This window comes from Rhodococcus sp. YH1 (assembly GCF_009939605.1).
GTDB lineage: Bacteria > Actinomycetota > Actinomycetes > Mycobacteriales > Mycobacteriaceae > Rhodococcus > Rhodococcus aetherivorans.
In genome coordinates, this window is the sequence record NZ_WVTE01000292.1 from 1 (window position 1) to 10,551 (window position 10,551).

General features: G+C 65.8%; 9 protein-coding genes. 4 read left to right on the forward strand and 5 right to left on the reverse strand.

The features are described 5' to 3' along the window. Nucleotides 1-97: 97 nt before the first annotated feature. Together AIIKEEIJ_RS31680 and AIIKEEIJ_RS31685 are read right to left on the reverse strand one after the other, a co-directional pair. A complete protein-coding gene (locus AIIKEEIJ_RS31680; protein WP_082120205.1) occupies nucleotides 98-955 on the reverse strand; it encodes a glycosyltransferase in 858 nt (285 codons plus the stop codon). Then, the gene (locus AIIKEEIJ_RS31685) at nucleotides 948-2,687 is read right to left on the reverse strand and encodes a WecB/TagA/CpsF family glycosyltransferase (protein ID WP_082120204.1); all 1,740 of its coding nucleotides are present in this window, start codon (nucleotides 2,685-2,687) and stop codon (nucleotides 948-950) included. The genes AIIKEEIJ_RS31680 and AIIKEEIJ_RS31685 overlap by 8 nt, the downstream gene beginning before the upstream one ends. 541 nt (nucleotides 2,688-3,228) lie before the next feature. On the opposite strand from AIIKEEIJ_RS31685, the gene AIIKEEIJ_RS31690 reads away from it, so the two are divergent. Then, nucleotides 3,229-4,152, forward strand: a complete 924-nt coding sequence (locus tag AIIKEEIJ_RS31690; protein ID WP_050036298.1) for a GDP-L-fucose synthase family protein — start codon at nucleotides 3,229-3,231, stop codon at nucleotides 4,150-4,152. Between the two features lie 10 nt (nucleotides 4,153-4,162). Here AIIKEEIJ_RS31690 and gmd read toward each other — a convergent pair whose 3' ends face one another. Both gmd and AIIKEEIJ_RS31700 read right to left on the reverse strand, forming a co-directional pair. Then, nucleotides 4,163-5,200 carry a GDP-mannose 4,6-dehydratase gene (gmd, locus tag AIIKEEIJ_RS31695; protein WP_050034791.1) on the reverse strand — a complete coding sequence of 346 codons (1,038 nt, stop codon included), beginning with the start codon at nucleotides 5,198-5,200 and terminating at the stop codon, nucleotides 4,163-4,165. Further along, entirely contained in the window at nucleotides 5,200-6,456 is a 1,257-nt protein-coding gene (locus AIIKEEIJ_RS31700; RefSeq protein ID WP_050034790.1) for a glycosyltransferase family 4 protein, read from the reverse strand. The genes gmd and AIIKEEIJ_RS31700 overlap by 1 nt, the downstream gene beginning before the upstream one ends. A gap of 215 nt (nucleotides 6,457-6,671) precedes the next feature. Here AIIKEEIJ_RS31700 and AIIKEEIJ_RS31705 point away from each other — a divergent pair, with 215 nt between their 5' ends. The 3 genes from AIIKEEIJ_RS31705 to AIIKEEIJ_RS31715 all read left to right on the forward strand — a co-directional run bounded on the left by AIIKEEIJ_RS31705 (nucleotide 6,672) and on the right by AIIKEEIJ_RS31715 (nucleotide 9,536). Beyond that, entirely contained in the window at nucleotides 6,672-7,253 is a 582-nt protein-coding gene (locus tag AIIKEEIJ_RS31705; protein ID WP_232334097.1) for a methyltransferase type 11, read from the forward strand. 264 nt (nucleotides 7,254-7,517) lie between these two features. Further along, nucleotides 7,518-8,495: a hypothetical protein gene (locus AIIKEEIJ_RS31710; RefSeq protein WP_050034788.1), complete on the forward strand. Its 978-nt coding sequence runs from the start codon at nucleotides 7,518-7,520 to the stop codon at nucleotides 8,493-8,495. 141 nt (nucleotides 8,496-8,636) lie between these two features. Then, nucleotides 8,637-9,536 (forward strand): glycosyltransferase family 2 protein, encoded by a 900-nt coding sequence (locus AIIKEEIJ_RS31715; RefSeq protein ID WP_161995233.1) that lies wholly within the window; start codon nucleotides 8,637-8,639, stop codon nucleotides 9,534-9,536. 60 nt (nucleotides 9,537-9,596) lie between these two features. Here AIIKEEIJ_RS31715 and AIIKEEIJ_RS31720 read toward each other — a convergent pair whose 3' ends face one another. Continuing rightward, a complete protein-coding gene (locus AIIKEEIJ_RS31720; protein ID WP_238406661.1) occupies nucleotides 9,597-10,424 on the reverse strand; it encodes a MazG family protein in 828 nt (275 codons plus the stop codon). Nucleotides 10,425-10,551: the final 127 nt, after the last annotated feature.

The window sequence follows — 10,551 nt, forward strand, 5'->3', positions numbered from 1 at the left end:
CAGTCCGGTCGATCCGATAAAGATGAACGGCGTTGCCGTCGTCGAATGTGTCCCGGACTGCCGACTGCGACCTCCAGTAGCACCCCTCATGAACCCCTCACCGAGGCTCTCGACTGCTTTCGTCGCGCTCCCACGGCACGTTCGGATGCAGTGCACCCCGCCGGGCCGCGAGCGCCACCGCGATGTACACCGCTGCATCCCCAGCCGATCCGGGTCCCCGGATCGACCGCAGCACCGCGCGAGCGGTGGCCGGGCCGGTGCGGCGCACGCGACTCCGGTCGACGACGCGCGCTTCGGTGCCGCCGCGATGACTGCGACGCAGAATTGCGAGCAGACTTCCGACATCAGTGGGAGTCGTGACCACGGCCGGTTCCGTACGCACCACGGATTTCTCATCGGCGTCGAACAGAGAGTCGACGAAAAGATCGTCCCCCGTAAGATCCGGGAAGGATCCGAACCTCGCATGCCCCTGTCTGCTCAGGCCGTACACACCGGCACCCCACAGTATGGGCTCTCGCTGCGGAATCCGCTGCCGGGCACGGTAGTAGCTGCGAACCAGTGGGTCGGAGCGGTCGAACGCGTAACGGAACTCGGGACGAGCGGCGAGCACGTCACCGCGGGCGAGTCGATCGAGGACGGCCAGTACCGCACCGGCCGAAATCCGGATGTCGGCGTCCAGGTACAGCCGGGGCCACATCGTGGCGATCCGGTCACCGGTATTCAGTGCCGCAGGTTTGGACCCCTCCCGCAACTCGACAACGTGCACGCCCGGGATACGTCGGGCCACCGCGGCGGTGTCGTCGGTACAGCCGTTGGGCACCACAATCAGCTCGATATACCCCTCGGTTGCAGCGTGGCTGAGCGGCAGGAGCGTCCGCTCGATCACCGCGGCTTCGTTGTACGCGGGAACGATCACTGCGCCGCGTCGGTGCGGTCCCGACAGTTGTTCAGCCATGTGAGGTCGCGTGCGGGAGATCTCGCCATTTCCTGCGGTTCAGCACAGCTGCGAGCGTACGTCGACGCTCCCGATCGTAGGAGCGCAGCGCTTCGGCCAATGCCACGGCTCCGCGGAAAAGCACCGCGTACGCGGCTCCGTGGTGTCGTTTCACGTATCGAATTCGGTTCACGGCCATGAGCCGTGCGAGAGCCGGCGATGTACCCGAGCCTCCCTGGCGGTGTTGCACCACCGCCGACGGCTCGAACCGAACCAAATGGCCGCTCTCGCGGATGCGACGGAAGTAGTCCGTCTCCTCGGAGTAGAGAAAGAACTCCTCGTTCCAGGGGCCTACCTCGTGCGCCACCGTGGTTCGAATGAGCAGTGCGGCTCCGGTTGCCCAGTCCACATCGTGAGCTTCGAGGTAATCTGCTGGACAGTAATCGATTTCGGAAAGCAAGGACGGCCTCTTACGAAGTCTGCGGCCGAGCAATGCGTCCCCGACCGCACGCGAGAGCGAGGGCTCGCGTCGAATCGAGTTGTAGACTGCGCCGTCTGCGTCGAGAATGAGCGGTACCACGGCCCCTATTCGGTCGTCGCCACGGAGCGATGTCATCAAGCGGGTCACCGCTCCAGGGGCCAACGACAGATCAGGATTGAGTATCAGCACGGCCTCGCACGGCTCCACGAACGGCATCGCCGCATTGATGCCACCGGCATAGCCGAGATTCCCCCCGGACTCGACCAACGTGATGTCGGTGTGCGAGCGCACCACATCGGTTGTGCCGTCGGACGACTGGTTGTCGACGACAACGACGCGGATCGACTGGTCGCGAGCAGCGATACGCAGGTCGTCGATCAGCCCGGGCAGATCGGACACACTGTTGTACGTCACCACCACCACGGCGACGGTAGCCCGCCGTCGGGGCCCGACGAATGCACCGCGCCCCACACTCCTGTCGGGATGCGCCATCGCCGCTTCGTGCTGGAGCGTCGGTTCTCGGCGCATCAACCGCAGCAATTCCGGCGGATCGTGCACGAGATAGCGACGGCTCAACCGTCGTGGCTCCAGCATCAGTCGCCACGTCCACTCGAAGCCGTGGTCCGCCATCCACCGCGGCGCCCGGCTCACGCGGCCGGCGAGGAAGTCCACCACGGCACCGAACGCGAGCAGCACCCGCGCTCCGGTGTCCGGGCCGAATCGCGCAATCCAATTCTCCTGCAGGGGCTTTCCCAGTCCCACGATCAGGATTTCCACCTCGGCCGAACGGATGTCGGCGGCGATTCCCGCCGACGTTCGGGAGTCGAGTATCTCGGATCGCGCCGGCGCCCAGGTGCCCGCGACCTGCAGGGCGGGAAGGCGCATCCTCAGCGTCTTGCGGAGTTGCTCGTGTGTCTCGGCGGTCCCGCCGAGAAACCCCACCCGCGTGCCGTGTTTCGCCGCGTACTCCAGAATCGGCCAGATCAGGTCACTGCCCGAAAGCTTCGGCCAAGGCCGACCGCTGAGTGCCTCGGCTTTCCGGACGAGCGGCACTCCGTCGAGCAGTGTGAGCCAGCGCAGCCCCCTGGACGGCTCTCCGATGGAAACCGCAGGTGGACGGTCCGTCCAGAAGCTGTCGCGTTCGAAGTGATGGAGATGGTCGAGGTTGGCCGATGCGACGGCGAGCGGGTCCGGTAGGCGGAGCGCATCGACGATGAGGGCCATCGCGAGCTCTCGATCGACCAGATCGATCGGAACGGCATCCACAACCATTCGAGGCCACGGCGTCGGACATGGGTGCGCCGGACCGCGCAGGTCTCGCTGTCCGTGATCCCAACTCGTCCCACCCAACTCGCACCCCTCGAGGCGTCGTTGTTCCGTCGAATTTTACCCGAGCTGCATGCAGTTCGGGCCCGATACGTACGTGCGCGGCCAGATCGGAGCGCCCGACGCGGTGAGCTCGCCGGCACGTGCCGGCCTTGTCGCGTTCCGTCGGCTCAGTCGCAGTCCTGCCCTTGCGCCGGGCACGCGCTGAGAATCTCCGCGCGTCGACGAACGAGCAAGTGGTAACCTTCGAACCCGGTACCGGCTCCGGTTCGAGGTGATCGGTTGGAGGAAGTTGCGGTGCGTGCATGTGCCACCCTCTCCCGGACATCACCGGAGCGTTCGGGACCCCCACCGGAGGATCGAGGTGGCCGTGTCGGATACCGACCCTGCACGGGATAGCGTCGATGTCGATCGGTCCGATCGAGCCTCCTGCGTCGCAGGTCGTCATCCCGGGACGAACTCCTACCCCCTACCTCGAAGCACCCGGATCTACATCGCGGGTCACCGGGGACTGGTGGGATCGGCGCTGTGGCGCCACTTCGCAAAGCGCGGGTTCGAGAATCTGATCGGACGTAGTTCGGCCGAATTGGATCTGCGCGACGCCCGCGCTACCACGGAGTTCTTCGAGGCGACCCGCCCGCAGGTGGTGATCGCCGCAGCAGCACGGGTCGGCGGGATCGCAGCGAACGCTCGTCGACCCGCCGACTTCATCTCCGACAATGTGCGCATACAGGTGAACCTGCTGGACAGCGCCGTCGCGAGTGGCGTGAAGCGATTCCTCTTCCTGGGGTCGAGCTGCATCTACCCCAAGTTCGCAGAACAGCCGATTCGCGAAGAGGCACTCTTCACGGGTCCCTTGGAGGAGACGAACGAAAGCTACGCGGTCGCGAAGCTGGCCGGGATCGCGCACGTCACCGCCATCCGCCGCCAGCACGGCCTGCCCTACATCAGCGCGATGCCCACGAACCTCTACGGTCCGGGCGACAACTTCAGCCCGCACGACAGCCACGTCCTGCCCGCCATGATCCGTCGCCTCCATGACGCGGCCCGGGACAGCGCTCCGCATGCAACGTGCTGGGGCACGGGCCGGCCCCGGCGCGAGTTCATGTATGTCGACGACTTCGCGGATGCCTGCCACTTCCTGCTGGACCACTACGACGACTGCCGGCCGGTCAATGTGGGCACTGGTAGTGACGTAACGATCGCCGAGATCGCGCACCTTGTCGCCGACGTGGTCGGCTACCGCGGGCAGATTCGGTGGGATCCGTCGAAGCCGGACGGCACCCCGCGCAAGTTGCTCGACGTCCGACGCCTCACGGAACTCGGATGGACCGCGAAGACCCCGCTCGAGGAGGGCGTCCGGATGACATACGAGTGGTTCGTCGCGCATCAGGGAACCTGTCGCAGCTGATCCCACAGGGTCAGTGCGACGAGGTGCCCCACCCCGGCAGCTCGGGTCTGTCGATCCGGTGACCGCCTCGAGATTCGAGTGCCGCGAGGTCGGCGTCCACCATGATCTTCACGAGTTGGGGAGTGCGCACCCGAGGATTCCAGCCGAGGATCGCTCCGGCCTTCGCTGCGTCGCCGATCACCGAGTCGACCTCCGCGGGGCGAAGGTAGCGTTCGTCGAATCGCACGTACTTCTCCCAGTCGAGACCGGCGTGGTCGAACGCGAGGGCAAGGAATTCGCGCACGGAATAGCCTTCTCCCGTCGCCAGCACATAGTCGTCCGGGGTCTCGGCCTGCATCATCCGCCACATCCCCTCGACGTATTCGGGTGCGTAACCCCAGTCACGGACTGCGTCGACGTTGCCCATGTACAGATGCCGATCCAGGCCGGCCCGGATGCGAGCCACCGCACGGGTGATCTTTCGCGTGACGAAGGTTTCCCCCCGTCTGGGTGATTCGTGGTTGAACAGGATGCCGTTGACTGTGAAGAGACCATATGCCTCCCGGTAGTTGCGTGCCGTCCAGTAGGCGAACACCTTGGCGGTGCCGTACGGCGAGCGGGGATGGAACGGCGTCTCCTCATTCTGCGGCGGCGGCGATGCGCCGAACATCTCCGAACTCGACGCTTGGTAGAAGCGGCAGTCGAGTCCGATCTGGTGAATCGTCTCGAGCAGCCGAATTGTTCCGAGTGCTGTTGTTTCGGCGGTGTATTCCGGCTCGTCGAAACTCACGCGAACGTGTGACTGCGCCGCCAGGTGGTACACCTCGTCGGGACGAATCGCCGACAGCAGCGCCGTGAGCCGTGCCCCGTCGAGGAGTTCTCCGTAGTGCAGGAACAACCTCGCGCCGGGTACGTGAGAGTCCACGTACAGGTGTTCGATCCGGTGGGTGTTGAACGTCGAGGCACGGCGGATGACTCCGTGGACCTCGTAGCCCTTGTTCAGCAGCAACTCCGCGAGATAGGACCCGTCCTGTCCGGTTATGCCGGTCACGAGTGCGCGTTTGACCATCAGCGCGACCTCTGCCTGCGCGACTCGCGCACGAGATCCCCGATCCATTTCTCGTAGCGCTCCAGGGCCTCGTATGTGGACAAGGTTGTAGCGCAGTAGCGACGTCCCTGCTCCCCCATGTGTGCGGCGAGCGCCCCGTCCGTGCCCAATCGGACCGCCTCCCGGAGCAACAGGTCCGGTCGGTCGGCCGGGATACGGATACCGGCCCCTGATGCGGCGATCTCGGTCGCCGTGAATCCGTCCGCGTCGGTCGCCGCGAGGACAGGCTTGCCGGAGTTGAAATAGGACGTCAGCTTGCTGGGTACCGCCATCTGCGCGACGCCGGGTCGTTCGTTCACGAGAAGCACATCCGCAGCTCCGAGCGCTGAAGGAAAGTCCTCCTCTGTGACCGGCGCCAGGAACTGCAGTGTGGGGATTCCGGCGCCCGCAGCCTCCAGACGAACGCGCTGGTTGCCGTCACCGAGCAGGACGAACCGCACACGGCGGCCTTCGCGACTTGCCAGCCGGGCCGCCGCGACAACATTCTCCAAGCCCTGTTTGGTGCCCATGTTTCCAGCATGCAAGATCACCACCTCGTCGGAATCCCAGCCGTGTGCGGCGCGGAATGCGGAGCTGGCCGCGGGATCCGGGGGTGCGACATGGTTCCAGTTCCGGATCGTGCGAATTCTTCTGCGGTCGACGCCGAGGTGCTCCTCGAGGATCTGCGCGAATCCGTCGTGGATTACCACAATGCCGTCCGCCGACCGAAGGAATGCAGATTCCACCGCCTGTGCCACGCAGGCGGACAAGCCCGACAGCGCCGCCGCCTCCACGACCCCACGGCTGTAGAGGTCGTGGACGATGACGCCGATTGCAGGTCGCCGCCACGACAGCCGTGCGCGCACCACGGACAGTCCTGCCGCCAGCAATGGTGGACTCACGCAGAGGACGACGTCGGGTCCGTTCCATCGCGCGAGCAGAAGCTGAAGCCCGAAGCTCATCTCCATCAACGCTCGACCGACTGCCGTAGCACCCCGCGGGACGTGGTGACCGAAGCGCCGAATCCGAACGCGATCCTCGATTTCGTCGGATCGGAACCGGAAACCTCCGTCCAGGCGCTTCCATTGCGGATAATGAGGGAATCCGGTCAGAACTTCGACTTCGTGCCCACGCGCGGCCAATCCGGACGCGAGAAGGGTCGTATAGGGCGCGATCCCGGTCGGCTCTGGGGCGAAGTTGATGCCCAGGATCGCGATACGAACCTTCGGTCCGGTCATGAGAACCGAGGGTAGTACGCGCGAACCACGCAAACGGCGCATCGAACCGGATCGAGATCGGCCCTGTCGTCGCACGGCGGTGATAGCATAGGCGTCTTGCGAACGTCGAGAGCCTGATCACCGGAGGGGGATCTGTGGCCGGCACCCAACTGCGACGCATACTCGTGGATTCTCCGACATCTCTGGGCGCCAGAACGAGGATGCGGCGTTGGCAGATGTTTCGTGAGGCATTCCCGGCGATCGAGAACATGCGGGTTCTGGATCTCGGCGGAACGATAGAGGCATGGCGCCGTGCCCCGGTCAGGCCCGAGCACGTTACGGTACTCAATCTCTTCGAGCCCGGTGAGTCCGACGACGGGTGGATCGTTCCCGTCCTCGGTGATGCGTGCGATGCGACCCGCGTCCTTGCACAGGCGGACGTCGACTCCCGCTTCGACATCGTGTTCTCGAATTCACTCATCGAGCACGTGGGCGGACATGCCCGCAGAGCGGAGCTGGCGCGACAGGTCCGGCGCCTCGCGCCGCACTATTGGATTCAGACGCCATATCGTTACTTTCCCCTCGAACCGCACTGGCTCTTTCCCGGAATGCAGTTTCTGCCTGCCGCTGCCCGGGTCGCCATTGCCGCACACTGGCCCTTGGTCCACACGAGGCCGGCGAACATCGACGAGGCGCGCAACGAGGTTCTGTGGACCGAACTGGTGAGCATCACAGAGATGCGCGACTACTTCCCCACGGCGACCATTCTGCGCGAACGGATACTGGGTGTCCCCAAATCGATCATCGCGGTGGGCTGACGGATGCCACTCCCGACACCCGATTCGACCCGAAATCCTGGGGTGTTTTCCGACAGAGCGCTCCGTCCGAGTCGAAGATTCGACGGCAAGGCCGGAGGTAGCATCGAAATGGAACAGGCCCCGATGGCGATCCCGAACACGAATCGCCCGTTTCGCCCGGTAGCGCAGCGCGGAGGACGTCCCGGATCGCTGCAATCGTGGTCCACCGCGTACACCCGGACATCCGACGCGCTGCAGCCCCCGGGAGGGAAGGAAACACTCACGATGACGAAGTCCGCGACCATTCCGGGCCTGCGCGTCGGCGACCTGGTCGAGGTTCGAAGCGCCGAAGAGATCCTCGCGACGCTGGACGAACGGGGCGAGCTCGAGAACCTGCCCTTCATGCCGGAGATGCTCGGGTTCTGCGGCCGTCGGCTGACCGTGCACAAGGTTGCGCACAAGCTCTGCGACACCATTTCGGGCAGCGGCATCCACAGGATGGACAATGCGGTCCACCTGACCGATTCGCGCTGTGACGGCTCCGCGCACGGGGGCTGCCAGACAGCGTGTTCCCTGTACTGGAAGGAAGCCTGGCTCAAACGCGTCGGCCCCGGAACGCCGACTTCGTCCGTCTCCGGCCGTATCGAGATTCCATTGCTCGAGGTCAACACCCGCAAGGAACCGGGACCCGACGGCCGACCACGCTATTCGTGCCAGGCCACCGAGCTGATGCGCGCCGCGCCGACGTGCCTGCCGTTCCGCGATCTCGGCCAGTATGTGACGGACGTGAAGACCGGAAACGCCGGTCCCATCGACTCGATCAAGGCCTTTCTCGTAAGCCTGTTCAATCGCCTGCAGGACGCCAGCAGGCGGCGGCTACCGCGCAAGCTGTGGTTCCGCGACGGGCTGCCCTGGGGCTTCGTCGCGGGCAAGGCGGTCGGAAGGACGCCGACCGCCCACCTGAACCTCCAACCGGGCGAGATGGTACGCATCAAGCCCAAGGATCAGATCATGTTGACGCTCAACGAAGATCGGTTGAACCGGGGCATGGGCTTCGAGGAAGAGATGGCCCGCTACTGCGGCCGCACGGCACGAGTGCAGGCCCGGGTCACCAAATGTATAGACGAGAAGACCGGCGAGTTGCTGACCATGAAGAACCCCTGCATCGTGCTGGCGGACGTCGTCTGCAGCGGCGCGTACAACGCCAACTGCCCCCGCGAATTCGTGCCTTTCTGGCGGGAAATCTGGCTCGAACGTATCTGAAAACCGGACTCGGTGTCCGGTCCACCGAGTACCGGCCTGATCGAAGAAGCCGCCAGGCCTGTCGTCGCCCCGGCCCGAGCATTCCGCCCGAGGCGTGGAGGCACGGTGTAATGCACGAGTCGAGCGACGAGGGGGTGCCCGATGGGCCACACCGACACGCTGGTCTCCATCGGGTTGCCCGTTCGCGACGGGGCGGATCGCCTCGAGGTCGTGGTGCAATCGGTGCTCGCCCAGGACCACACCGACATCGAACTCGTGATCTGCGATAACGCCTCCACCGACGGGACCGAGGAGCTGTGCCGCAGCCTGGCGGAGCAACACAGCCGGGTCGTCTACCACCGGCACCCCGTGAACGTGGGCCTGCTCAACAACTACATCAGCGCGCTCCGGCTGGCCACCGGCACCTTCTTTCGGTGGGTAGGCGATGACGACTGGCTTGCACCGCGCTGCATCTCCAGGGCTCTGGAGGCGTTCGCAGCCGACGACCGGCTGATCCTGGTGACGAACCGAATCGAGTACACCGCTCCGAACGGCCTGACACGACTCAGCCCGCACCACGGCACGGCCCTCGCTTCCGACGACCCGGTTACGCGGTTCACCGCGATGCTGGGGATGCTGAACGAGGCCATCCCACTGGTCGATCCTCTGTACAGCTTGATCCGACGCGAACCCGCGGTACGGATCGAGCGTCGGAACATGCTGCGCGAAGACGAGGTGTTCGCCGCCAAGCTGGCGCTTGCCGGGCCATGGGGGCACGTGCCGGAGGTGCTGGCGCGACGGCACCTGACGCATGCGACACCGTCGATGCTGGCACGCAAGCTCGACGTACCGTCGTGGCAGGCGTACATCGCGACCACACTGGAGTGCAGGGAAATGGTGCGATCGCTGGCCGAGTACGACCTGAGCGCCGAGCAGCGGCGCAGGGCCCGGCGCGCTGTGGCCCAATTGTATGCACGGCGCCAGCAGGACTTGCTGATTCGAGTCGGCCGCAAGCTCACGCGCACGACCCGCCGACGTGCAGGACGTCGCCAGACAGGTTAGGCCGCGGGCGGCGGGCTGCCGCATCCTGCCGGGTCGGGCGACCCCGACCGGCGTCGTCGCTCACGTCTGCGGCCAATACCTGCGCCAGTCGTCGCTCGACAATGGTCTTCGCTTACCGCGATCGGCTTCGGCGGCGTCTTCGGCTCTGCGGATCCGGCCGGCGAAAGCCACGACAGCGGTCCGCAGCGTCTGCTCGGCGCTGCCCTCACCGCAGATCCGTACCGAACCGAGCGATTCCGGTACCAGATCCGACGGAAATCCCGCCTTGGCGCTGCGGGTCAGCACCTTCTCGGTCAACGCCAGCGCCGGCTGCGCCATCGCGATGCCGTCCAGGCAGGAGGGCCGGGCCTTCTCCGCCGCCTTCGCCACCTCCCACGCCGCCTCCTGCTCGGCCACGTCGATCGGGCCGGTGTGACCGTTGGTCAGGTGCGGGCTGCGCAACGCGAGCTTGGTGACGAGCGTGTCGGCGACATCGTCGACGGTGAACGGGTCGGTGCCGGACTCCTGGGCGATCCGCGAGTGGAACAGCACCTGGAGCAACAGGTCTCCCAGTTCCTCGCGCAGGCCGTGCGGGTCACCTTCCTCGATCGCGTCGAGCAGTTCGTAGGTCTCCTCGAGCAGGTAGCGGCGCAACGAATCGTGCGTCTGGGTGACCTCCCAGCCGCCGAATCCCCACAGCCGGTCCATCACCTCCACGGCACGCAGCAGGCGCTCCCCCGGCGCGGGCGGGGCGGCGATCACCCGCTCACCCCGCCGCACGCGTTCACGCACCGCCTCGTGCCCGGCGTCGACGGCCACCAACGTCTCGGCGTCGGATCCCGCTGTCGCGCCGAGCGTTTCCCGAACCGCCGCCGGCACGTCGTCGGTGCAGGCGAGCGGCCCGGTCATCCCGAGGTTCTGCGAGTAGAAGCACAGGTGACCCGGCCGGTCGGTCTCCCAGGACCGGAACCAGCCGGTGCGCACCGCCATCGCCTCACGGGCGGTGCGCCCGAACACGTGGACGTTGAAACGGATC

What these genes read in the sequence shown, in the direction of transcription:
- gmd (WP_050034791.1), bottom strand. Translation starts at nt 5,200, where the DNA reads ATGGTCAAACGCGCACTCGTGACCGGCATAACCGGACAGGACGGGTCC.
- AIIKEEIJ_RS31710 (WP_050034788.1), top strand. Translation starts at nt 7,518, where the DNA reads ATGACGAAGTCCGCGACCATTCCGGGCCTGCGCGTCGGCGACCTGGTC.
- AIIKEEIJ_RS31720 (WP_238406661.1), bottom strand. Translation starts at nt 10,424, where the DNA reads ATGACCGGGCCGCTCGCCTGCACCGACGACGTGCCGGCGGCGGTTCGG.
- AIIKEEIJ_RS31685 (WP_082120204.1), bottom strand. Translation starts at nt 2,687, where the DNA reads ATGGTTGTGGATGCCGTTCCGATCGATCTGGTCGATCGAGAGCTCGCG.
- AIIKEEIJ_RS31700 (WP_050034790.1), bottom strand. Translation starts at nt 6,456, where the DNA reads ATGACCGGACCGAAGGTTCGTATCGCGATCCTGGGCATCAACTTCGCC.
- AIIKEEIJ_RS31715 (WP_161995233.1), top strand. Translation starts at nt 8,637, where the DNA reads ATGGGCCACACCGACACGCTGGTCTCCATCGGGTTGCCCGTTCGCGAC.
- AIIKEEIJ_RS31705 (WP_232334097.1), top strand. Translation starts at nt 6,672, where the DNA reads ATGTTTCGTGAGGCATTCCCGGCGATCGAGAACATGCGGGTTCTGGAT.
- AIIKEEIJ_RS31680 (WP_082120205.1), bottom strand. Translation starts at nt 955, where the DNA reads ATGGCTGAACAACTGTCGGGACCGCACCGACGCGGCGCAGTGATCGTT.